The sequence below is a fragment of the Brucella grignonensis genome, assembly GCF_002252505.1.
Classification (GTDB): domain Bacteria; phylum Pseudomonadota; class Alphaproteobacteria; order Rhizobiales; family Rhizobiaceae; genus Brucella; species Brucella grignonensis.
Genome location: NZ_NNRL01000157.1, coordinates 426619 through 450202, shown reverse-complemented (window position 1 = coordinate 450202; position 23584 = coordinate 426619). Strand labels below are relative to the sequence as shown.

Here is a 23584-nt window from a genome sequence, read left to right as displayed (position 1 = left end):
AGCTGCCATGACCCAACGTGAAGCGACCATTCTGGTGCTCGGTAATTTCAACGATTATGCCGTGCAGAGGCTTTCGGGTGAGTTCAAGGTCAAACGCATTCCTAAGGGTGATGCCGCCTTGGTGGAGGCAAGCTGGGCAGGAGACGTCAAAGGCGTTGCAAGCATGTCGACGGTCAATGCCGCGTTGATCAATGCGCTGCCAAATCTCGAGATCATCGGCAATTTTGGCGTCGGTTATGACGCAGTCGATGCAAAACATGCTGCGACCAAGAGTGTTATGGTTACGAACACGCCGGACGTGCTGACCGAAGAAGTTGCCGACACGACGATTGGTTTGCTGATCGATACTGTCCGCGAATTGTCAAAATCGCAAGAGTTTCTCCGCGCAGGAAACTGGGTGAAAGAAGGCCGCTATCCGCTTTCCAAACTCTCGTTGCGGGGTCGCACGGTTGGTATTTTTGGGCTTGGACGCATTGGCAAGGCTGTCGCACATCGCATTGAAGCTTTTGGTCTGCCGATTGCCTATCACAATCGTCGCAAAGCCGATGATGTGACTTATGATTATTATCCAAGCCTGCTTGAACTCGCACAAGCGGTCGATACGCTCATTCTGGTAGCGCCGGGTGGTGCTGAGACTGCCAAGGCAATCAATGCGGAAGTGCTGAAAGCACTCGGTTCGGAAGGCGTTCTGATCAATATCGGTCGGGGTTCGGTTGTTGATGAAGATGCGCTTGCAACGGCTTTGATCAATGGCACGATTGCTGCCGCTGGACTTGATGTCTTTGCCGATGAGCCGAATGTGCCACAGGCGCTGCTTGATGCGCCCAATACGGTATTGCTTCCGCATATTGGTTCGGCATCCGAGAAAACCCGTCAGGGCATGGCCGATCTCGTCATCGACAATCTGATTTCATGGTTCGATAAGGGCGAAGCACTAACGCCTGTACCGGAAACCATTCACGTCAAGAAAAAGTAAGATAAAGCGTCAGCTTCATTCGTTGAAACTGGCGCTCTGATTTCAGGTCGTGCGCTGCGCCTTGTGCGCGCGCACGGCTTCGCCAAAGGCTTCGAATATTTTCTGCGATGGGCCGTCAGTCTTCACCCAGTATTCCGGGTGCCACTGCACACCTACAATAAAGCCTTTAGCATTTTTCACAGATACGGCTTCGATCGTACCGTCTTCGGCCGTTGCTTCAATCTCTAGTGCTGGAGCCAGTTGGTCAATCGCCTGACGATGGACAGAGTTGACTTCCACGCTGTCGGATTTCAGAATTTCTGCGAGGCAGGAGTTTGGCGCGATCTTTACCGGATGTTGGATAGCAAAACGTTCGGCCTGATTATCAGACACCGGTGCGCGATGATCCATCCGCCCTTCGAGTTCCTGGATTTCGGTGGCCAGCGTGCCACCCAAGGCGACGTTTAATTCCTGCAGGCCGCGGCAGATCGCCAAGACTGGGACGCCTTTTTCAATTGCTGCACGGAGCAGCGGCAAGGATGTTGCATCGCGTGCATTATCATATGGCTCGAAGGCAGCACTCGGCTCGACACCATAAAGTTCCGGATTGACGTTCGACTTTGAACCGGTGACGAGGAGACCATCCACGCCGTCCAAGATCGTATCGGTATCCATTTTCTCGCCAAAGCTTGGCACGAGAAGAGGCGTGACCTCAGCTACATCGATTGCGGCTGCGAGATATTGTGCTGGTGCTGCGTGCCATGTGTAATTTTCAAAAGGCTTTACATCAGTCGGTACGGCGATGAGGGGGCGTATAGATTTTGGCATGGTCGATTGAAATCCAACGAATGGCGTCCTTACGCTGTTTGTAGAGCGACGTGTAGTCATGCGCAATCACGAAGCTTATCGCAGCCTCAAAACATCGTTTTACCATGTCCACGCGATGCGATTTAAGTCTTTGTTTTTGCATGTGTATTTATCCAAAAGCCGGGTCCCTCTTTTGAGAGACACGCTCTAGGCGTCTTCTGCTTGCTCAATTGATCTGGTGATATTTCTGGAGGATGGCTTCACATAAAAGTGATGTTGCACTAGATATACAAAGGAAATTCGCAGTCGGGGGGCAAATGACTGACGATCAGATTTTCTCTGTCACAGGCAAGGTGATTGCCGTGACTGGAGGCTCTTCCGGTTTGGGCTTGCATATGGTGCGCGTGCTGGCACGCCATGGAGCGCGTGTTATCTCGATATCACGCAGCCACGAAGGCGCAATATTCTGCCCCTCGGGCGGAGAAGTGCTGGAACTCATGGCCGATGTGACCAATCCCGATGAAATCAAAACCGCTTTCGATAACGCGGAGGAGCGTCTGGGTCCGATCAACGTTTTGTTCAATAATGCGGGTGTCGCTCACGTGGCGCGGGCGCTTGATACGACCCGCGATATGCTTGAACATATCTTCGACGTGAATGTTGGTGGTTCTTTTTTTACCGCGCAGGAAATGGCACGCCGAATGATCGGCCGAAACCAGAGTGGAGTGATCGTCAACACGACCAGTATTCTTGCTGAAAGGCCTCAGAAGGGGGCTGCTGCCTATGCTATGTCCAAAGCCTGTGTGACACAAATGACTCGTGCTTTAGCACTCGAATGGGCAGCGCATGATATTCGGGTCAATGCCATTGCTCCGGGATGGTTTCCGACGCGAATCAATGAAAGCCAGCTTGCTGGTCCCGCTGGTCAATATTTCAAAGGACGCAATCCAATGCGGCGCCTTGGGGAAATGCAGGATCTTGACGGTATTGTCCTGATGCTGGCGTCGGATGCCAGCCGTTACATGACCGGATCTGTGATTACAGTTGATGGCGGCCATCATATTTGACGACTCATACCGTCATTCAGTGATAAGTGGCTATCTACAGGTAGTTTCCCCGCAGTTTAATCTTTGAACTGGGTTTTTCACTAAAAGAAGCGTCTAGAATGACATTGTACTCAGTTATGCTGTGTCGTTGCGGTGGACTTTGACTTTATGATAGTCGCTGAAATCTCGTCAGCGCATAGGTTTTGGCGCATTTTAAATAAACTGAAGGCTGCGCTCTGATATCTTAAAGTTGTATTATTGCTACCGAGTTGTGCCGATCGTTATTTGCTTAATAATAACCTGATTACATCTTATGGTGGTTGCAATAACAGCTTGTGGTTTAGTTTTACGAAAGGTATTTTTAAGTGATTGGTGGCATATTACCCCCCATGAAAGGGGTACAATCAACGAGATGTGGCGAAGCCTTCAACCTGAGATACCTGCCGATGTGCGGCTCTCGTTTCTGCGTGCGCTTTACGGCAATCGCACGACATTATGGTTTGGTTTGCTCGCCCATGTTGTGGCGTGTGTCGTCATCTATGTAAAAACGGCTGACTGGCGCTTTATAGGATTTGCCAGCATTTTTACAGTTGTGGCGCTTGGTCGCCTCTATGACATGCATAAATTTGATCAGGCGAAGCTTGGCAGTCTGTCCCATGCGGATTTAGATAAATGGGAAGCACGCTATCTAATCGGCGCATCCTTGGTCTGTACGACGCTTGGAATGCTCTGCTTTTTCTCAAGCTATGTTTTGCGTGATTCCTTCGCCGAACTCGCAAGCCTGACTATTTTGCTCGCATCGGTCGTGTCGATTGTTGGACGCAATTACGCCTCAGCGAAAGCCGTGGTCCTGATGTCCGCTTGTACGCTGATTCCGGTTCTAGCTGGCTTGATCCTCGCGGGGACGCCCTTTCATGTTGTCATTGGCCTGCTGCTAATTCCGTACTTTTTGTCCAATATTCAAATGGCCAACGGCCTTCGCGAATTTCTGTTTGCAGCGGTGATGGGCAAACGGCGATTGTCCATTGTGGCAGGACGTTTCGATGCCGCGCTCAACAACATGCCGCAAGGCTTGCTGATGTTCGATGCGCAGCAGCGTATTGCCGTTATAAATCACAAAACTAAGGCGTTGCTGAAGATCGCTGAGCACACCAAATTGCGTGGCCGCAGGTTGGAGGTCTTATTACGTTATTGTGCCAAGCAGGGCCTGTTTCCGCACGATGATCTGATCAACATCCGAACCCGCATGCAGGACTTGTTGTCGGGGCGCAAAGCGCGCGACATTCTGCAACTGGCAGATGATCGTTACATTGAGTGTATCGGTAACCAGACATCCAATGCAGGCGTTGTTTTGATGTTCGAAGATGTGACGCAAAGGGTCGAGTCCGAAGCGCGCATTCAGCATATGGCGCGTTTTGACGGTTTGACCGGACTGCCGAACCGAAACTACTTCGAAACGATGGTGCGCTCGCTGCGGACACACCAGAAGCCCGACACGCTTGCTGCCCTGATCGTCATAGACATCAACCATTTCAAGCATGTCAACGATACGCTTGGCCATCACGTTGGCGATGTATTCCTGCGGCTGTTTGCTGAGAGGCTCAACTCGCTTGACCCGCAACGCTATGTTGCCTCACGATTTGGCGGTGACGAGTTCGTTATTTTTGTCTTCAACCTTCGCGGCCATGATGAAATTGTCTCAATCATGGACCACGTTATTTCAGTGGCGAGTGGTGTCTACGATCTTAACGGTGATCAGATTCACATCGAGATCAGTGCAGGTGTTGCCATTGAGACCATAGAGAAAAGCGACGTTGGCAGCATGCATATGAGTGCCGATCTGGCGCTGTATGAAGCCAAGGGTGAAGAGGGTCAACAATGGGCGCTTTTTGTAAGTGCCATGGATACCAAATATCGCGGGCGGCAGAAATTGAAAGCCGATCTGCGTCTGGCAATCGAAAACCGAGAGATAAAGGTTGTTTATCAGCCGATTGTCAGCGCGCAGTCATTGCGCGTTGTGGCCTATGAAGCGCTGGCGCGATGGGAGCATTCGGAGCTTGGGCATGTGCCTCCGGCTGAATTCATTCCACTGGCAGAAGAAATCGGAATTATCTCGCAAATCACGCGGTTCATGCTTGAGCAAGCCTGCTTAGATTGTAGCACATGGGGTGATAGAATCGGTGTTTCGGTCAATCTGTCGGCAATTGATTTGAAGAACAGCGATATCACGCGTGATATTGCCAATGCCTTGCAGAAATCAGGCCTTCCCGCCCGGCAACTTGAGGTCGAGGTGACAGAAAGTGCGATCATCGCCGACCGTAATCAGACTTCACTGGTTCTGCAGCGTCTTAAGAATGCAGGGATTAATATTGCGCTTGACGATTTCGGTACGGGTTATTCAAGCCTCAGCTATCTCAACAGCTTGCCGCTGACTAAGGTCAAAGTCGACCGTTCTTTTGTGCATGACATCACCGCCGATCGCCGATCACTGATGTTGTTGCGTGGTGTGACGCAGCTCTCCCATGAGCTTGGGCTCGCTGTAACGGTTGAGGGCGTTGAAACAGAAGAACAGCTGGCACTAATACGCGTGGCGGCGGGTGCCGATCTGGTGCAGGGTTATCTCTTGGGTAAACCTGTTCCTGCCTCAGAAATTCGAACTTCCTCGGCCAAGGCCGTAGTGCCTCATGATAGTGGGCGCACATTCGCCGGATAGAGCGCCGTGCGCCCTCTTGGGCGCACAAAGGTCGCTCTACCTTATTTACTAAGCATCGCGCTCTCCCAAAATCTCAACCGATTTTGGGCCGATGCTGTGGTGTTTGAATGAACAGGCGTTCAATCATGTAAAGCGATTTATGTGCTTGCCATGCACCCTATTTTATCTTGGCAAATTTTAGCTATTTTCTTTACAGTAATAAAGTTGAAAATATTCAATTATCATTAAAGAGTGAAGTTAATTAGCTTGTTATTTATAAGTAAAATTGATAAAGGAGGGGGAATGAAGCGGATTTTTCGCTATTTATTATATTTAGTTATATGTCTTGTAATTATTTTTGGTGTTGGCGCGGCGGTATTTTGGAAGAAAATACATGAGTATTGGGCCGTTTATGAATATGCTCAGGTATTTAAACCTGATGTGATTGATGAGAATTTTCGCACTCTCTACAAGCGTTACGCTTCAATCCGCATCCCGCATACCAATGATGTTAGCTCTTTGCCAAAAGCTGAGCGGGCCTTGCCCGAGACTTATGTCTACAAAGGTGAAACGCACAAACTTTCTGATTTCCTAAAACGGACAGACACGACAGGATTTATCGTTCTCAAAGACGGTGTGATCATCCATGAAGAATATGCGCGGGGTAACACCGAGAAAACGCAATCCATTGCAATGTCTCTTTCGAAATCCTTCATTTCCTTCCTGATCGGCAATGCTGTTCAGAATGGGCAGATCAAGCTGGACGAGACGGTTGATCATTATGCGCCGGTGCTCAAAGAGGGGGGCTACAAGGGTGTGACCGTCAAAAACGTCTTGCAAATGTCCTCAGGTGTCGGTTTCAACGAGAATTACGGCGATCTGAATTCCGATATTGTGCGTTATATTGTGCAGATGCTGACAGGTTCGGTTGTTGATTTCACCGCTCATTTGAAAAATGCGGTGCCCCAGGGAACGGTCAATCAATATGTTTCTGCCGATACCCAGGTTCTCGCTCTGGTTCTTGAAGGGGCGACGGGCGTACCGATTCAACAATATTTCGGAGATCGGCTTTGGTCGAAGCTGGGAGCGGAAGCTGATGCATATTGGCTGGCTGATTCAAAAGGGGAGGTTGTTGCCGCAGGTGGCTTGAACGCTGTTCTGCGCGATTATGCCCGCTTCGGGCTGCTCTATATGAATGAAGGACGCAATTATCGCGGTGAGCAGATTGTGCCTGCTCAATGGGTGCATGATTCCGTAACGCCCGATGAGCCCTATTTGATGCCTGGACGGAAAATGCCGTCTGGAAAGACAGCTTATGGTTATGGCTATCAGTGGTGGATTCCCGTGGAACCTCAAGGCGATTTTTGTGGCGTCGGGATTTACGGGCAGTTCATCTATGTCAATCCTGCCAAGCGCGTGGTGATTGTCAAGACGTCGGCTTATGCAAATTACAATGTCGATGGTCAGGCAGTGAAAGAGGAAACAATCAATATGTTTCAATCTTTGGCGAATGCGATCTAGCTATTCATCGCGCTAACCAGAGTGACTGTTTAGCCAGAATGATTGTTTAGAACGTCGATCTGATGAATCAGGTCGACGTTCTAAACATTTTTTAACGCGTATCCTGGTCCGAAACCGTCTTGCATTTTTCGGGATGCGCTATAAGCGGCCATTCACCTTTGCTATGACCCGAATTATGCCTCCTGGGAACGCAACTTTGTGGGATAAGGAGTTTTTCTCTCGCCGACGTGTGAGAAAAACTCCAAGTTACACCTTTACACGCTCATAAAGCACCTTATTCTGCGCGCTGATTTGATGGGTGCGGATACAATTTGAATGACTAATGAAGCTGTCTCCGGCGGGCAACCGCCGCTATCCAATTTTGCGCGGCAGCTCTTGCAGTTTCTGGATCGAGTAGAATATCGCCGTGTGGTTCACGCGGAAGATCTCGAAGAGATCGGCCGTTTACGCTATCGGTCCTATCGCACGCGCAATGTGATGCATGAAGCGGAGGTGCCATCGATCATCGATGACATTGATCTCGACAGTCATGCCTTTGTCTATGGTATCCATATTGATGGGCAGTTGGTAAGCACGCTACGAATTCATCACATCACACCCGATCATCGCCGCGGAACAAGCTATGCACTCTTTCCGGATATCCTTGATCCGTTGCTGAACAGTGGCATGAGCTTTGTCGATCCCACGCGATTTGCGGCAGATCCTGAACTGCTGAGTGAATATCCGGCCATTCCCTATGTCACGCTGCGCATCGCCGCGATGGCGTCAGAATATTTCGAAGCTGATCAATGCCTTGCTTCGGTCAAGCCGGAGCATATGGCCTTTTACAAGCGCATTTTTGGCACGACGGTTATGGCTGAAGCCCGTGAGCACCAAGGTTATGGCATCAAGGTTGGCTTAGGCGCAGCGCCCATTCGCAATATTCGCGATGCAGTTGCTGTTCGTTTTCCATTCTTCAAGTCGCAGCCGCATGAACGCCGCGCCATGTTTGGCAATCTTGCGAATGGCATGGGCCCGCTGACCATCTTACCGACTGCCAAATATACCGGTCTGGGTGCGTAATTCCAGTTTGTACAGAATTCCCGGTAGGCCCTTAAGCATGTCGCATTTTATCTTATTCATGCGACATGCTTAAACGCACGATCATTGCCGGTAATCTTTTAAATCTTTTTGAAAGTTGCTTTAAATATTTAGATGTAGCACTTTTTGAAAATTATCGTTAGTTAGATGGAGGGGCCGCATGATGCGGCCACTTGCGTAATGGAGGGGCGCTGCGACAAACAGCCGGGTAAGAAAGCTAAAAGCTAACTCCGGTAAAGGTTGCATGTGCGTTGAAGATTGCGGATATTTGGCTAAGAATAGTCAAAATATCTCAATGGGTGGAACTAAGAATGGCAGAACATCACAATACAGCCCCAGCTGAACTTGGCGCTTCGATGGATTATCCTGAGCATGAGAAAACTTATGCGGGTTTCACGAGCGTATTTAAATGGGGCACAGTGGCGCTTGTTGCGCTTCTGGTTGCCATGGCGTTCGGCTTCTTTGCGGGTGGTTTCTTTTCCGCAACCGTTCTTTTCCTTCTCGTCTGCGTTGCTGCCTGGTTCCTTCTCTAAGGATTTAAACCAGCAATAATCCGCACGATTTGATCGAATGCCTTGGTATTGGTGCAGCCCGCACCGTGCCGGGGCTTTATGCATGTTGTCTACTTTGAGCGCGTCCCGAAAAATGTGGAACAGTTTTCGGACCAAGATACGCGTGAGAACAAAATGTTGAGACGCGCCGATCTGATTCAATCAGATCGAAACAGGCTCAAATGACTTTGATGGAGCCTCTTCCCGGAGGTTCTGAATTGTGCCCGTCCGCAAGGTCGGATCAAGCCACGAAAGGGAAACCAGTTGGCCCAGACTATATTCATTCCGAAAGAGAGTGATCCCAACGAGACCCGCGTTGCGGCATCTGCCGAGACGGTGAAGAAATTCATCGCGCTTGGTTTTGATGTCGTGGTGGAAAAAGGCGCAGGCGAAAAATCGCGTATCATCGATACCGAGTTTTCAGGCGCTGGAGCGCGCATAGGGACTACGGCTGACGCCAAAGCGGCAGACGTTATCCTGAAAGTGCGCCGTCCGAACGATGCGGAACTCAAAGGGTATAAACCGGGCGCAGCACTTTTCGCGATGCTTGATCCTTACGGTCAGGAAGCAGCGGTTGCAGCTCTTGCGAAGGCCGGTATTTCCGCTTTCACAATGGAATTCATGCCACGCATAACGCGCGCGCAGGTGATGGATGTTCTCTCATCGCAGGCCAACCTTGCCGGTTATCAGGCCGTCATTGACGCGGCCGACGTCTATGACCGCGCTATGCCGATGATGATGACGGCGGCAGGCACGGTGCCTGCAGCCCGCGTCTTTGTCATGGGGGCGGGCGTTGCCGGACTTCAGGCGATTGCGACTGCACGTCGTCTGGGTGCGGTTGTGACTGCAACCGACGTTCGCCCGGCTGCAAAGGAGCAGGTGGCCTCGCTTGGCGCAAAGTTTATCGCTGTCGAGGACGAGGAATTCAAGGCGGCGGAAACCTCTGGCGGTTATGCCAAGGAAATGTCGAAGGAATATCAGGCGAAGCAGGCGGCACTTGTTGCTGACCATATAGCCAAGCAGGATATTGTCATTACCACGGCGCTTATTCCGGGTCGTGCGGCCCCGCGTCTTGTTTCAAAGGAAATGGTCGCAGCCATGCGTCCGGGTTCTGTGCTGGTTGATCTTGCAGTTGAGCGCGGCGGCAATGTCGAAGGTGCTGTCGCCGGTCAGGTTGCAGATGTGAACGGCGTGAAGATCGTCGGGCATCTCAATGTGCCGGGCCGGATTGCTGCGACTGCCTCGCAGCTTTACGCGCGCAATCTTTACGCATTCCTCGAAACGCTGGTCGATAAGGAAGCAAAGCTTCTCAAGCTTGATCCGCAGGAAGAGCTGGTAAAGGCAACGCTTCTGACCCATGAGGGCAAAGTCGTGCATCCGGCTTTTGCCAAGGCCGAAGCCGAAGCAGCACTAGCTGTTGTTGCTGAGAAGGTCGCTAAGCCGAAAGCCGCACCGAAGGTAAAAGCGCCTGCTGTCAAGGCAGAGGCTGCAAAGGAAGCGGCGTCTGCCACGGCAAAGCCTGTAGCCAAGACAACCCGAAAAACACCGGCAAAAGCTGCAAAAACTTCCGCTGATGGAGGAGAGGCATAATGTCCGATACAGCACTCGAAAAAGCTCTTGAGAGCCTCAATCAGGCGGCAGATGCCGTCAGGCAGGCAGCGGAAAATGCAGGCGGTTTAGGTGATGCAGCAGCTGCTGCCGCTCATGCCGCATCCGGTGGCGTGGTTGATCCGTTTGTCTTCCGCCTTGCGATTTTCGTTCTGTCGATTTTCGTCGGCTATTACGTTGTCTGGTCGGTGACACCTGCACTGCACACGCCACTCATGGCTGTCACCAATGCTATCTCATCGGTGATCGTGGTTGGCGCACTTCTCGCAGTCGGTCTTTCGCTTTCGGGCTGGGCAACTGGCTTCGGCTTCATCGCGCTCATCCTTGCAAGCGTAAACATCTTTGGCGGCTTTCTGGTTACCCAGCGCATGCTCGCCATGTACAAGAAAAAAGAAAAGTGAGGGCTGAGCCATCATGAGCGTTAATCTCGCAGCCTTCCTTTATCTGGTCTCCGGTGTCCTGTTCATTCTGGCACTGCGCGGCCTTTCGCACCCAACCACCAGCCGTCAGGGTAATACCTATGGCATGATCGGTATGGGTATCTCCATCGTCACCACGCTGTTGCTGGCACGTCCAAGCTTCGGCGGTCTGGTGCTGATCCTTCTTGGTATCGCCATTGGTGGCGGTATTGGTGCCGTGATTGCACGCCGTATCGCCATGACCGCGATGCCGCAGCTTGTGGCAGCCTTTCACTCGCTGATCGGTCTTGCAGCTGTTCTCGTTGCTGCCGCAGCGCTTTACTCACCGCACTCCTTTGGCATTGGTGAAGTCGGCCAAATCCACGGTCAGGCGCTGATCGAAATGTCGCTGGGTGTTGCGATTGGTGCAATCACCTTCACAGGCTCGATCATCGCATTCCTGAAGCTTGATGGCCGCATGTCGGGCAAGCCGATCATGCTGCCGGGGCGCCATGTCATCAATGCGGCCCTTGCTGCTGCAATCGTGATCCTGATTGCCGTTCTGACCAACACCGAAAGCCACTTCGTGTTCTGGCTGATCGTCATTCTGGCGCTGGTATTCGGTGTGCTGATCATCATCCCGATTGGCGGCGCTGATATGCCGGTTGTCGTTTCCATGCTCAACTCCTATTCGGGCTGGGCTGCGGCAGGTATTGGCTTTACGCTCGGCAATCTGGCGCTAATTATTACCGGTGCGCTGGTCGGCTCATCCGGTGCGATCCTGTCCTACATCATGTGTAAAGGCATGAACCGTTCGTTCATCTCGGTTATTCTGGGTGGCTTCGGCAGCGACGTGGCAGCTGTGGGCAGCGGCGAAGTTGAGCAGCGTCCGGTCAAGCAGGGTTCGGCTGACGATGCGGCTTTCATTATGAAGAACGCATCCAAGGTCATCATCGTGCCGGGTTACGGTATGGCGGTGGCACAGGCACAGCACGCGCTGCGTGAAATGGCCGACAAGCTGAAAGCCGAAGGCGTGGAAGTGAAATACGCAATCCACCCTGTTGCCGGTCGTATGCCTGGCCATATGAATGTTCTGCTGGCCGAAGCCAACGTGCCTTATGATGAAGTGTTCGAGCTTGAAGACATCAATTCGGAATTTGCGACAGCTGATGTTGCCTTCGTGATTGGCGCGAATGACGTGACCAATCCGGCAGCGAAGACTGATCCACAATCGCCGATCTTCGGTATGCCGATTCTTGATGTCGACAAGGCCGGTACGGTTCTGTTCATCAAGCGCGGCATGGGTTCTGGCTATGCTGGTGTTGAGAACGAATTGTTCTTCCGCGACAACACCATGATGCTTTTTGCCGACGCTAAGAAAATGGTCGAAAGCATCGTCAAAGCATTGGACCACTAGGCCTTGAATATTCGGGTTCTGGCGGCCTGCAAATGGCGCGGTTCTGCGCTTCCGGTGCTCATGTACGTTTAGTACATTCCGCTCCGGTTCTCGAACCTCACCATTTTCGGCACGCCATTTCCCCGAATCTCATAAGGTCGGAGTGCCGGGGTGAAGAACAAAAAGGGCGGCCCTAAGCCGCCCTTTTCTTTGATGAGACGATTGTGTCTTAACCGTAGATCATCTTGTCCTGAAGCGCGCGCAGCTCGGCGATCTTGGAGCCCGGCTGCGGTGCTGCATTGGCATAGGTGATGAGTTCACCCTTTTTGATCGGTGCGGTTACAGTTCCGTTCTGGAGCAAGCCGCAAGGAATGGCTGCGGCAGCACGTGCTTCCGGTGTTGTCATGATCCATGAGCGGTAGCAATATTGGCCAATGGCATCGAGCTTATCGCCCGGCTGCATATCCTTTTTCGCAACGGCACAGACTTCCGCCACTGGCTTTGGCAGTGGCACCATGTCGGATTTGCCATGCAGAACGGCACGCGCGACCGTCAGCGGCACTTCAAGCGAAGTGAGGTGGTACGGACGGTGGAAGGTGAAATAGGGGCCTTTGCCGATTTTCAGGTCTTCAAGGCGCTCGTTGAGGCGAGGATGGTCCATCTTGGCTACAACGAAGACGCCGGGCGAAACGCCTTTGCCGATTGAATAATCGACGACGCCGCTTTTGCTGAGCACGCCGCCGTCGGCTTGCGGGATAAGCGTGCTGCTCAACTGGTCAATGCTGGCGCGGGGGCCATGCATCCCGGCAATATCAGGAACAAGGCCGGTTGCATTGGCAATGGCTGCCATCTCGACCATGGTTTTCGAGCCATCGATGAATTCGACCAGCAGGCGGACATTCATGTTCCGGCGGTCCGCTTCTTCCTGATAATTGTCAGGGATTGCATCGAAATTAAGCGGGTTGTTCTTGCCCTTGCCAGCAGAAACCACTTCATAGCCAAGCGCTGAAACGAACTCGATCAACTCCATGCAGGAGGAGGGCTCGTCGCCTGCACCCAGCGAATAAATAACACCGTGCTTGTCGGCCTGTGCCTTAAGGTAAGGTCCGATGGTGACATCGGCTTCGACATTCATCATCACAAGGTGCTTGCCATGCTCGATAGCCTTGATGCCGGTCTCGGCACCCACTTCCGGAATGCCGGTTGCATCAATGATGACGTCGATCAGCGGATTGGAGAGGATCAGTTCGTTGTCGCCGGTGACTGCAATCTTGCCGCTTTCGATGGCGCTTGTCATAGCGCTTTCGCTATTTGCTTCTCGCGCGTTCTCTTCATCGCCATAAGCGGTGCGGACAGCCTTGAATGTGTTTGGCAGACGGCGGGCGGAAAGGGCGCCGACCTCAATGCCGGGCATACGGGCGACCTGTGTGACGATATCCGTGCCCATTTCACCCGCACCGATAAGACCGATGCGGATTGGTTTTCCGGTTTCGGCGCGTAATTGTAAGTCTCGCGCCAATCCAACCAGTGCCACATTCGTCGTCATGAGAGTCTCCGCAAATTACTTAATTATCTATTCCGCGATAATTTTGTCACGCTTATATTGTTATAGATGCGCAATGGACGAACAGTCTCTATATCAACACTGACAGACGCGCACCCCCAAACTGCGCGACAAAATATGCATGCCACTGGAGCCTTTATGAGCAACGCATCCCCCTTCGATCTCGTTATCTTCGATTGCGACGGTGTTCTCGTCGATAGCGAGCCGCTTTCCTGCCGCGCGTTTGAGCAGGTTTATGCCAATCACGGCATGATGCTGCCGGAGGGTACGGTTGCCAAAGGCATCGGCATGAAGCAGGCAGATATTCTAGAGATGATTGCTGGGCTGACAGGGCATCGTCTGCCGGAGGAAGCTTTGAGCCAGTTCTGGCCGGAAACGAAGATCCTGTTTGCCGAACATTTACAACCAGCAGTCGGTATTGCCAATTTTCTGAAAGTGTTGCCGCACAAGCGTTGCGTTGCATCCTCTTCGCAGCCGGAGCGCATTGCATTCAGCCTGGAGAAGACTGGCATCAATCATTATTTCGGCGATGCAGTCTATTCATCGAGCATGGTCAAGCGCGGCAAACCTGCACCTGATCTTTTCCTCTTTGCGGCTGACAAGATGGGTGTTGATCCGGCACGCTGCGTGGTAATTGAAGATTCGCCTTTTGGCGTTGAAGGCGCGATTGCAGCCGGTATGACGGCCTTTGGCTATACCGGCGGTGGTCATACCTATGAAGGTCATGCAGAGCGCTTGTCTTCCAAGGGTGCGCAACGGGTTTTCGGCCATTGGGACGATATTGCCCGCGAAATACTGGTTGCAGCCTGACCAGTGGCCTTGCCGTCCTGTGATTAGAGCGGTTCCAGTTAGGATCGAATCGTTGGAGCCACTCTAATTATTTGTTTTTACGCATTATACCATGCAAAACCGCTTCGCACTTTTGGCTCAAATGCTTTAATGGATAACAAGAGAGTATCAGTTCAGCAGAAAGTTTCATGAATGAAAGACGCAATTACGCTCGACCAGTTGCGCGAAGCAATCGGTACGGAAATTGGATGCTCTGAGTGGCGTGAAGTCACACAGGCGATGATTGATCAATTTGCAGATGCGACGGACGATCATCAGTTCATTCATGTTGATCCAGAGCGCGCAGCCAAGGAAACACCTTTTGGCGGCACGATTGCGCATGGCTTTCTGACTTTGTCGCTGCTTTCAACACTGGCATTTGAGGCGTTGCCGATGCTGCAGGGTGCCACCATGGGCATCAATTACGGCTTCGATAAAGTGCGCTTCATGTCACCGGTAAAGACTGGCGCGCGCGTACGCGCCCGTTTCAAACTAGCCGATGCTGATATTCGTCCATCGGGCCGCGTGGTCAATCATTATGATGTGACGCTGGAAGTCGAGAATATGGTCAAACCAGCACTGACCGCGACGTGGCTTACCATTGCAGTGGTAGAGCTACCGCAATCATAACAGCATTCTGTTTTACGGGTTTTAGAGCGCGTTTCGATCTGATTGGATCAGATTGGCGCTCTAAATATTTGCTTTAACGCGCATCTTTGTCCGAAAACCGTTTCACACTTTTCGGGATGCGCTCTAAAGCCGTCCCTCTTCATCGAGCGGGGCGGCTTTGTCTTTGTGAGTTGTCATCAGCTCGCGAAAGAAGAACGGGCCATGCAGAAACATGCCAAAGTCGTAAAAGTTCTTCTTCTCGGCACCGCGCATATAAAGCAGGTGCATCAGGAAGAAGTTGCCCTTTGAGCGCTTATAGCGGTTTTCGCTGTGAACATTCTTGAAGCGAATACGGTGGATCAGCGGCGGATTCGTCGTCTTGATCTTGAGCGTTTTCGCGGGGTCGGAACCGTAGAAGTGGATGATATCCGTCAATACCTGGAATTCAGACCAGAGAACCGGGCTTTCTTCCATCACCACACGCACGTCCTTGCGCAAGCTGCGCGCCTTAGGGTGCAAAGCTATCATCAGGAGGCATGAGCCGATGCCAAGCAATGAAACAGGCTGTTTGCGCAACAGGTCTGGACGCTCGCGCTGAACGTCGGCAAGGGCTTCGGCAGCGGGAACCGTACCCAGACTATGCGCGACGATGATGACTTCATCAGCGTCGCTTTCTTCTATCTTCTTTTTCAGCGCTTCCGCAAAAGCTTTGCGGCGTCGCGCGAGCTTTTCATTGCGATTATGAATGCGGTCATAGGCTGCCGACCAGTCGTCGAGCAGATAGGACATGAAAAAGCGATCGCCTGGCCAGCGGACCAGCAGAGTTGTAATGATTGCTGCCACTGGCACGGACCAAATGAGGTTCCAGAGCGGAAAGCCTGCAAAAATGGGCGCGTATGCAATCAGGGCAGCTACCGCGATCAGAATAATCGACAGCACGAAAGGCCACATGAAGAACATGACAAAGCGCCAGCTTGTCGTGAGATACCGCCAGAGCGTTCCGGTGAAGACTATGTTCATGAAGGCATGAAAACCTGTCAGCATCCGCATCGGTGTCGAACGGGCAGCATAGTCATCGAAGATATCAGCGGTACCGAACTGGCAGAACTCTGTCTCAGTTTGCCAGCCGTTGCCCTGTGTTGTCGCAGTCAGCGTTCCACAATCATCCGGTTCGTCGGTCATGGGGGAGAGCTTCGTCTTGGCTTTCCATAACCGGTCAAAATCCTTCAGCGCTTGCGCATGGCGTATGCGCACGGCTTTGGGGTGCAGGCCCTCATAGCCTGTGAACTGAATAACGAGTCGTTTGCGTAGGGACATGAATCTTGAGCGATGGAATCAATCGAAAGGGGAAAATGGCTGTGAATTGCCTGACTGCTCCTATGCTGGAGCAATGAGGCTGAATTGTGCGGAACGCGCGTGGCAGATAGCGTATTCGAGACCCGTCAGTCATTATAAATCGATATAAGACCATTATTTATCTGCAACGGTGGGCAAAGTCTTATCTTGAGGTGGACAAAAGCCGGGCCATCTGGTAATGCCAGCCCCAATTTGCAGCGTTTATGTTGCGAAGCTTGGGAGCCTTTCGGCGTTTAGACAGTTGACTCTGTCGACTGAACATCGTTAAGAGACGCCCTTAAAGCCTCAGGCTCAACCGAAATTCTAACCGATACGGGATTACACGTGCAGGTACTCGTCCGCGATAACAATGTTGATCAGGCTCTCCGCGCTCTGAAGAAAAAGATGCAGCGCGAAGGTATCTTCCGCGAAATGAAGATGCGTGGCCATTATGAAAAGCCATCTGAAAAGCGCGCCCGCGAAAAGGCAGAAGCCGTTCGTCGCGCTCGCAAGCTGGCTCGCAAGCGCGCACAGCGTGAAGGTCTTATCGGCGGCGGTCGTACCGCAGCTCGCTAAGTGACCTGAGATTGGCGCCGCCTTTGTGGCGCCTTTTGCTTACCGGTGCAGCTTGTGGCTCGCGCCGGTTTTTGCATGTCTGAAGGTCAGGGCATAATCTCGGTTTGCTTCACGAGATAAGACATGCCGATTTGAAGTGTCAGCGGACCGCCATATACTGACCTTTATTGTGGCGTTGATCCATCTGGAGCAAAGATCCGATAGTATCAGATCCGGGCTCCTAAAAGTTGAGTTTACGCCTATCTTATCCGAAAGCCGGTTTCGTTTTTCGGGTGCATTTCAAGGCGCAGTTTTTTCTGCTGCCTTTTTCTGTGCTATAGAAGCAAATATAGTATTGTGGCTGTTGTATCAGCCGGGGACAAAGTTGACGGAAGTTCAGGGTTTCAGATCCCTCGCTCCGATCAAGCAGAAAGGAACGCTGTCGTTGCCAAAACGCTTTAAGGTGATGCATTCGTCCGGGAACTTTGTTGTGAGGGCCGGAAAATCAGTGAGCTCTCATTTTGCACGAAACAGCCTATTGGCGGCCACGGCGGTTCTGGTACTTGCTGTTGCCGGTTGCCAAAGCTCCAGCACCCATAGTGCGTTGAGTACGGTCGATCGTGCGCAGGGCTCGAGCGAAAACATCAGCTCGCTCACCAGCGTTATCCAGAGCAACCCACGCGATCCTGAAGCTTACAATGTGCGCGGATCGGCTTACGGCAAGGCTCGCCGTTATAAGGAAGCGCTGCGTGATTTCGATCAGGCAATTGCGCTTAACCCGAATTTCTATCAGGCCTATGCAAACCGGGCGCTGATTTATCGCTATATGGGCGACAGTGGCAAAGCAGCGCAGGATTACAGCCGCGCGATCCAGATCAATCCGCAATATGATGCGGCTTATGTCGGGCGCGGCAACGTTTATCGTCTGGCCGGACGTCTCGATCAGGCGCTTAGCGACTTCAATCAGGCAATTTCGCTGCAGACGACCGATGGGCGCGCTTATCACAATCGCGGCCTGATCTATCAGGCCAAGGGCCAGCATCAACAGGCGATTGAAGATTTCTCGAAAGCGATTTCGCTCAATTCGACGGCGCCTGAGCCTTATAATGGTCGTGGCATTTCCTATGTTGCTCTTGGCGACTATGACAATGCGTTTGACGATTTTAATACGGCTATCACCCTTGATGGGAACATTGCTGAAAGCTGGTCCAATCAGGCGCTGGTTTATGAACAGCGTGGTGACAAAGCGAAGGCTGCAAATTCTTATTCGCGCGCGCTTCAGCTTGATGCAAACTACCAGCCAGCCAAGACGGGTCTGGCACGCACACGCGGCTGATCTTGACGTTCTATAATAATAAAGGCGGCGCTCTCCAAAATTGGGAGTGCCGCTTTCCTTTATCTAAAGCCGACATATAATGGATTCTATGTCGCTCTTCGATCACATCGGCTTTCAAAGCAGAAATCTCCATCGCAGCCTTTCTTTCTATGAAAGCTGTATGCCCAAGCTTGGGTTGGCTGTTATTGCCCATTCGGACCGTGGCTTCTTTGTCAGCGGTGGGGAGCGCGCGCCTGTACCCTTTCTATGGATACATAGCGGCCCAAAACCCGGGACAGACGAGCCTGGCGGCAAGCCGGGCAATCATCTGCATCTGATGTTCAATGCGAGCAGCCGTGACGATGTGGAAGCGTTTCACCGTGCGGCTCTTCAGGGCGGCGGCAGTGAAAGCGGAGCGCCAGCTTATCAGGGGCCGGAAGAGATGGGCTATTATGCAGCCCTTGTCTTTGATCCAGACGGTAATACGCTGGAAGCGGGCTTTCGTCAGCGGGTAAGATAAGAGCGGCATTCGAGCCGCTCTGATTATTTGTTTTTACGTATTATCCCGCTTTTCGGGATGCGCTTTAGGCTCTCGAACGCAGATTACGCTTGTCGAGACGGTTGACCAAACGGTCGCCGATCCACTGAACACCACAGACCATAATGATCAGAATGATCACAACTGCGATCATGATGGTGGTTTCGAAGCGCTGATACCCGTAGCGGATTGCAAGATCGCCGAGGCCGCCTGCACCAATTGCACCAGCCATTGCGGAGGCGCCAACAAGTGTGATGATGGTGACGGTGAAGCCCGCAACGATTCCCGGCAGCGCTTCCGGCACCAGCACTTCGCGAACGATTGTCCAGCGGTTTGCGCCCATGGAACGTGCAGCTTCAATAAGACCGTTATCCACTTCGCGCAGCGAAACTTCCGCAATACGCGCATAATAGGGAATAGCAGCAATCGACAGCGGCACAATGGATGCCCATGTGCCGATGGACGTACCAACGATAAAGCGTGTGACCGGAATAAGCGCCACCAGCAGGATGATGAATGGCACCGAACGGAAACCGTTGATGATTGCGCCCAGAATGGTGTTGAGCGTCAGGTTCTGCGCCAATCCGCCACGTTCAGTCAGAATCATGATGAGTGCGAGGGGCAGACCAACCACCAGCGAGATCAGGCTCGAAAAGCCTGTCATGATGATGGTTTCCCAGAAGGAGCGCCAAAGAAGATCAAGCATCGCCTGAGACATAACCAAGTACCTCCGTGGCGTCTGCGTGGGTTTTGATGTAGCTGATGGCGGCGTCGAGTTTTGCCTCGTCCAATGCGGGCAGGGCAACGAAAAGTGTGCCAACCGGCTCACCCTGAATGGTATCCATACCACCGTGAATAAGGCGAGTCTCAAGACCCGTTGCGGCCGTGATCTCGTTGAAGAAGGCGCTTTTTGCCGCCGGGCCGGAAAGCCTGATTTTAATGACTGCCTGATCGCCTTTTTCACTGACCAGTTGTTCGCGCCAGGAGGCAGGCAGTTCCGGCGTCAGCACATGCAATAGACTCTGTGTGACCGGTGCCTGCGGCCTTGCAAAAACCTGCCAGACCGGACCTTCCTCAGCAATTGCACCGTGATCGAGCACGATCACGCGATCGGCGATACGGCGGATGACGTCCATTTCGTGGGTAATCAGCAGGATCGTGAGGCCGAGCTTTGTATTGATGTCTTTGAGCAAAGCCAGAATGGATTGTGTCGTTTCCGGATCAAGCGCAGAGGTTGCTTCATCGGAAAGGAGTACGGCCGGTTCTGCAGCCAATGCGCGCGCGATGCCGACGCGCTGCTTCTGACCGCCTGAAAGCTGGGCTGGATAATGGTTGGCCTTATCGGAAAGACCGACCAGCTCAAGTAGTTCCGCAACACGTTTCACGCGTTGGGCTTTCGGCTGGCCTGCGATTTTCAACGGCAAAGCAATGTTCTGCGAGACGGTTTTTGCCGACAGCAGATTGAAGTGCTGAAAAACCATGCCGATGCGGCGACGCACCGGCTGTAGGCTGTTTTCCGTGAGTGCAGTAATTTCGCGGCCTTCAATTTTGATTGAACCGGTATCGGGCTTTTCAAGACCATTAATGCAGCGGATCAGCGTGGATTTACCCGCGCCGCTGCGGCCGATGATGCCGAGGATCTCGCCGCGCGCAACCGAAAGAGAAACGCCGTTAATAGCTGGCGTTTCACCGAACATTCGGCGCACGTCTTTCATTTCGACGATGGGCGCTAAAGCGGCGGTTTGCGGTTGAGTGGTCACGGTCGTATCTTCTGCTTCTTGTGCGGCGGAAAACCGCGACTTTCTGATCGGTAAGGCTTCAATGAAAATGATGCCAGAGGGGCTCATATGGGCAATGCCGCATTGTATGTGAGCCATCGCCGATGCTTTTGGGCAATTTTTTCACACACGTCAATAAAAGCCGCGCCGGAAATGCTTCCCGGCGCGGTCTTTCAAACGTTAAAAGCGCGTTAGAGCATTTTAAGTTTCAACTGAATCATTAGAAATGCTCTTCTCTTTTTTACGCGCATCTTATTCTGAAAACCGTCTCACACTTTTCAGGATGCGCTTTAACGCCTTATTTCTACGCATGTATTAATTCCAGGCCGGAATGCCTGTGCCCTTGTAAACGCGGTCGAGTTCGGCCTTCACTGCGTCGTTCTGGAACGATGCCACGAGATTTTTGACCCACTCGGCGTTTTCATCTTCGGTGCGGACCGCGATGAAGTTGTTGTATGGATTGTTTTCCTTCGATTCCCAACCGATCGCTTCTTCCTTCTTCAAGCCAGCCTTGCCAGCCCAGTCGTTGTTCACGATGGCGACATCGAGATCATCAATCGAGCGGCCGACAACACCGGCGTCGAGTTCCTTGATTTCGATCTTCTTTGGATTTTCAATGATATCGATCGGCGTTGCGAGGATGCCTGCTTCAGGCTTCAGCTTGATGAGGCCACTTGCCTCGAGAACGCGGAGCGCACGGCCTTCGTTCGACGGATCGTTTGGCACGCCAACAACTGCGCCTTCTTTCAGTTCATCAAGGCTTTTGATCTTGCGCGAATAGATGCCGATTGGCCAGACTGCGGTGTAACCGGCAACGCTGATCTTGTAGCCGTGCTGCTTGATCTGTTCGTCAAGATAAGGCTTGTGCTGGAAAGCGTTCGCGTCGATTTCCTTGCGTTCCAGCGCTTCATTCGGCTGGTTATAATCATTGAAGGTCACGCGCTCGATATTAAGGCCATGCTTCTTGCCTTCTTCGGCAACAACCTTCCAGACGTCTTCGTCTTCACCGCCCATGATGCCGACCTTGATGGTCTTGTCTTCGGCGTGGCTTGGTGCGCTCGCAAAACCTACGGTGAGGGCTGCTGCGGTGAAGAGGGCAGCTTTCAGACCGGCACGGCGGGTCAATGAATAGCGGGAAAGGACTGACGACATTCTTATTTTCCTTGTCTAAAGTTTTTTGGAGAGCCGGTCCCGGAAAGCGATCATGTTAGATGATCTTTCTCCCCCTGCCCACCTTGATGCCGATAATTCCCGTTTGCACGGCAATAAACAAGGAAAATTATTTCGGTTTAATAAGATTCGACGATTGCGAAATTGCGTTCACAGAACGGTGAGCGGATTGCCATTTCCGCTCATGGGGTTGATCAGAATCTGGTTCTAACGATTCTCCGAAATTATCATCTGGGCGGCCTTCTCCGCGATCATTAAAGTCGGTGAGTTGGTGTTGCCGGAAGTGATGCCCGGCATGATAGACGCATCTGCCACCCGCAGCCCCTGAATGCCGTTTACCCGCAAACGTGGATCAACCACAGCATCCATATCCGATCCCATGCGACATGTGCCGACGGGGTGGAAAATTGTTGTGCCGATATCGCCAGCCGCCTTTTCCAGCTGCTCCTGTGTTTCATAGCTGGGGCCCGGTTTGAATTCCTCCGGGCGGAACTTCTGCAACGGTGCCTGAGCCACGATATTGCGGGTCAGACGAATGGCATCAGCAGCAACGCGACGGTCGCTCTCGGTGGCGAGATAATTCGGCCTGATTGCCGGTTGGGCGCGATGATCTGGTGATTTCAGATGTATCGATCCGCGACTGTCAGGGCGGAGATTGCAGACGCTGGCAGTGAATGCCGGGAAAGGATGAACCGCATCGCCGAATTTTTCCAGACTCAGTGGCTGCACATGATATTGCAGATTGGCGGTTTCATAGGACGGATCAGAACGCGTAAAAACCCCTAGCTGGCTCGGCGCCATCGACATAGGCCCTGACCGGCGCAGCAGATATTCCAGCCCGATCATCGCTTTGCCGGTAAGTTTGCTGGCTTTTTCATTGAGCGTCGGAATACCTGTAACCTTATAAGCGCAACGCAATTGCAGATGGTCCTGCAGGTTCTCGCCAACTTGCCTGCGTTCCAGAACAACCGGAATGTCTGCCTGTTGCAGAACATCACCGCGTCCGATGCCCGACAATTCGAGGATTTGCGGTGATCCGACTGCGCCTGCGGCAAGGATGACTTCGCGTTTCGCTTTCACTGTCCGGGTGGTGCCGTTCTGATCGAAGGTGACACCGGTGGCGCGCAGCTCTTCGATTTCGACACGGCGCACATGAGCACCGGTCTCGACGGTCAGGTTCTTGCGATCGAGTGCCGGGCGCAGAAAGGCCTTGGCCGTGTTCCAGCGGATGCCGCGCTTCTGGTTGACCTTGAAATAGGACACGCCTTCATTGTCGCCGCGATTGAAGTCGTCGGTGGAAGGGATGCCTGCGGCAACGGCAGCATCACGAAACGCATCGAGAATGTCCCAGTGCAGACGCGCGGTCTCCACGCGCCATTCGCCGCCCGCACCATGCAGATCATCTGCGCCTGCATAATTGTCCTCGGATTTTTTGAAGAGGGGCAGGACATCGTCCCAGCCCCAGCCGTAGCAACCCGCCTGCCGCCACAAATCGTAATCGCGGGCCTGTCCGCGCATGTAGATCATGCCGTTGATTGACGAGCAGCCGCCCAATACCTTGCCGCGCGGATAGCCGAGCGAACGACCGTTCAGCCCCGGTTCGGCCTCCGTGGTAAAGCACCAGTCGGTACGCGGATTGCCGATACAATAGAGATAGCCGACCGGGATATGGATCCAGGCGTAATTGTCTTTGCCGCCCGCTTCGAGCAGGAGCACGGAGTGGTCCGGATCAGCCGAAAGGCGGTTCGCAAGGGCGCAGCCAGCCGTGCCCGCGCCAACCACGATATAATCGTAGGTGTCGGTCATGATTTCATATCCAGTAAAAAGGTGGAGCCGCT

Annotated in this window: 22 protein-coding genes; 14 read left to right on the top strand and 8 right to left on the bottom strand. The window is 52.6% G+C overall.

Annotated elements, in window-relative coordinates:
- Positions 1-7: 7 nt before the first annotated feature.
- Complete coding sequence (locus CEV33_RS09290) at positions 8-976, top strand: 2-hydroxyacid dehydrogenase (RefSeq protein ID WP_094540197.1); 969 nt, start codon at positions 8-10, stop codon at positions 974-976.
- 42 nt (positions 977-1018) lie between these two features.
- On the opposite strand, the gene CEV33_RS09285 is transcribed toward CEV33_RS09290, so the two are convergent.
- Positions 1019-1783 carry a gamma-glutamyl-gamma-aminobutyrate hydrolase family protein gene (locus CEV33_RS09285; RefSeq protein ID WP_094540196.1) on the bottom strand — a complete coding sequence of 255 codons (765 nt, stop codon included), beginning with the start codon at positions 1781-1783 and terminating at the stop codon, positions 1019-1021.
- Complete coding sequence (locus CEV33_RS23700) at positions 1743-1925, bottom strand: hypothetical protein (RefSeq protein WP_141211573.1); 183 nt, start codon at positions 1923-1925, stop codon at positions 1743-1745. Before CEV33_RS23700 ends, CEV33_RS09285 begins: the two co-directional genes overlap by 41 nt.
- 154 nt (positions 1926-2079) lie before the next feature.
- On the opposite strand from CEV33_RS23700, the gene CEV33_RS09280 reads away from it, so the two are divergent.
- The 8 genes from CEV33_RS09280 (at position 2080) to CEV33_RS09245 (ending at position 12075) form a co-directional block, all read left to right on the top strand.
- Complete coding sequence (locus CEV33_RS09280; protein WP_094540195.1) at positions 2080-2829, top strand: SDR family NAD(P)-dependent oxidoreductase; 750 nt, start codon at positions 2080-2082, stop codon at positions 2827-2829.
- Positions 2830-3220: 391 nt separating this feature from the next.
- Positions 3221-5521 carry a putative bifunctional diguanylate cyclase/phosphodiesterase gene (locus CEV33_RS09275; protein WP_094540194.1) on the top strand — a complete coding sequence of 767 codons (2301 nt, stop codon included), beginning with the start codon at positions 3221-3223 and terminating at the stop codon, positions 5519-5521.
- Between the two features lie 282 nt (positions 5522-5803).
- Positions 5804-7021 carry a serine hydrolase domain-containing protein gene (locus CEV33_RS09270; RefSeq protein WP_094540193.1) on the top strand — a complete coding sequence of 406 codons (1218 nt, stop codon included), beginning with the start codon at positions 5804-5806 and terminating at the stop codon, positions 7019-7021.
- A 315-nt stretch (positions 7022-7336) separates the two neighbouring features.
- Entirely contained in the window at positions 7337-8083 is a 747-nt protein-coding gene (locus CEV33_RS09265; protein WP_094540192.1) for an N-acyl amino acid synthase FeeM domain-containing protein, read from the top strand.
- Between the two features lie 329 nt (positions 8084-8412).
- Positions 8413-8634, top strand: a complete 222-nt coding sequence (locus tag CEV33_RS09260; RefSeq protein ID WP_094540191.1) for an aa3-type cytochrome c oxidase subunit IV — start codon at positions 8413-8415, stop codon at positions 8632-8634.
- A 282-nt stretch (positions 8635-8916) separates the two neighbouring features.
- The gene (locus CEV33_RS09255; protein WP_094540190.1) at positions 8917-10242 is read left to right on the top strand and encodes a Re/Si-specific NAD(P)(+) transhydrogenase subunit alpha; all 1326 of its coding nucleotides are present in this window, start codon (positions 8917-8919) and stop codon (positions 10240-10242) included.
- Entirely contained in the window at positions 10242-10661 is a 420-nt protein-coding gene (locus CEV33_RS09250; RefSeq protein WP_094540189.1) for an NAD(P) transhydrogenase subunit alpha, read from the top strand. Before CEV33_RS09255 ends, CEV33_RS09250 begins: the two co-directional genes overlap by 1 nt.
- Positions 10662-10674: 13 nt before the next feature.
- Entirely contained in the window at positions 10675-12075 is a 1401-nt protein-coding gene (locus CEV33_RS09245; RefSeq protein WP_094540188.1) for an NAD(P)(+) transhydrogenase (Re/Si-specific) subunit beta, read from the top strand.
- Positions 12076-12283: 208 nt separating this feature from the next.
- Here CEV33_RS09245 and CEV33_RS09240 read toward each other — a convergent pair whose 3' ends face one another.
- Positions 12284-13600, bottom strand: a complete 1317-nt coding sequence (locus CEV33_RS09240) for a 1-deoxy-D-ribulose 5-phosphate reductoisomerase (protein ID WP_094540187.1) — start codon at positions 13598-13600, stop codon at positions 12284-12286.
- Positions 13601-13756: 156 nt separating this feature from the next.
- Between CEV33_RS09240 and CEV33_RS09235 the strand changes: the two genes are divergently transcribed.
- Both CEV33_RS09235 and CEV33_RS09230 read left to right on the top strand, forming a co-directional pair.
- Positions 13757-14428: an HAD family hydrolase gene (locus CEV33_RS09235; RefSeq protein WP_094540186.1), complete on the top strand. Its 672-nt coding sequence runs from the start codon at positions 13757-13759 to the stop codon at positions 14426-14428.
- A 171-nt stretch (positions 14429-14599) separates the two neighbouring features.
- Complete coding sequence (locus tag CEV33_RS09230; protein ID WP_094540185.1) at positions 14600-15076, top strand: MaoC family dehydratase; 477 nt, start codon at positions 14600-14602, stop codon at positions 15074-15076.
- A gap of 123 nt (positions 15077-15199) precedes the next feature.
- Here the strand turns inward: CEV33_RS09230 and CEV33_RS09225 are convergent, their stop codons facing one another.
- Positions 15200-16372 (bottom strand): alpha/beta hydrolase, encoded by a 1173-nt coding sequence (locus tag CEV33_RS09225; protein WP_094540184.1) that lies wholly within the window; start codon positions 16370-16372, stop codon positions 15200-15202.
- A gap of 363 nt (positions 16373-16735) precedes the next feature.
- Between CEV33_RS09225 and rpsU the strand changes: the two genes are divergently transcribed.
- From rpsU to CEV33_RS09210, 3 genes are all read left to right on the top strand, one after another.
- Positions 16736-16966: a 30S ribosomal protein S21 gene (gene rpsU, locus CEV33_RS09220; RefSeq protein ID WP_007876315.1), complete on the top strand. Its 231-nt coding sequence runs from the start codon at positions 16736-16738 to the stop codon at positions 16964-16966.
- 445 nt (positions 16967-17411) lie between these two features.
- Positions 17412-18281, top strand: a complete 870-nt coding sequence (locus CEV33_RS09215) for a tetratricopeptide repeat protein (RefSeq protein ID WP_235818390.1) — start codon at positions 17412-17414, stop codon at positions 18279-18281.
- Between the two features lie 88 nt (positions 18282-18369).
- The gene (locus CEV33_RS09210; RefSeq protein ID WP_094540287.1) at positions 18370-18780 is read left to right on the top strand and encodes a VOC family protein; all 411 of its coding nucleotides are present in this window, start codon (positions 18370-18372) and stop codon (positions 18778-18780) included.
- Positions 18781-18844: 64 nt separating this feature from the next.
- Here the strand turns inward: CEV33_RS09210 and CEV33_RS09205 are convergent, their stop codons facing one another.
- The 4 genes from CEV33_RS09205 to CEV33_RS09190 all read right to left on the bottom strand — a co-directional run bounded on the left by CEV33_RS09205 (position 18845) and on the right by CEV33_RS09190 (position 23552).
- On the bottom strand, positions 18845-19516 hold the full coding sequence (locus CEV33_RS09205) for a methionine ABC transporter permease (RefSeq protein ID WP_024899292.1): 672 nt from the start codon (positions 19514-19516) through the stop codon (positions 18845-18847).
- Entirely contained in the window at positions 19497-20513 is a 1017-nt protein-coding gene (locus tag CEV33_RS09200; protein ID WP_094540286.1) for a methionine ABC transporter ATP-binding protein, read from the bottom strand. The genes CEV33_RS09205 and CEV33_RS09200 overlap by 20 nt, the downstream gene beginning before the upstream one ends.
- 378 nt (positions 20514-20891) lie before the next feature.
- Positions 20892-21728, bottom strand: a complete 837-nt coding sequence (locus tag CEV33_RS09195) for a MetQ/NlpA family ABC transporter substrate-binding protein (protein ID WP_094540183.1) — start codon at positions 21726-21728, stop codon at positions 20892-20894.
- 225 nt (positions 21729-21953) lie between these two features.
- Positions 21954-23552 (bottom strand): GMC family oxidoreductase, encoded by a 1599-nt coding sequence (locus CEV33_RS09190; protein WP_094540182.1) that lies wholly within the window; start codon positions 23550-23552, stop codon positions 21954-21956.
- Between the last annotated feature and the right edge of the window lie 32 nt (positions 23553-23584).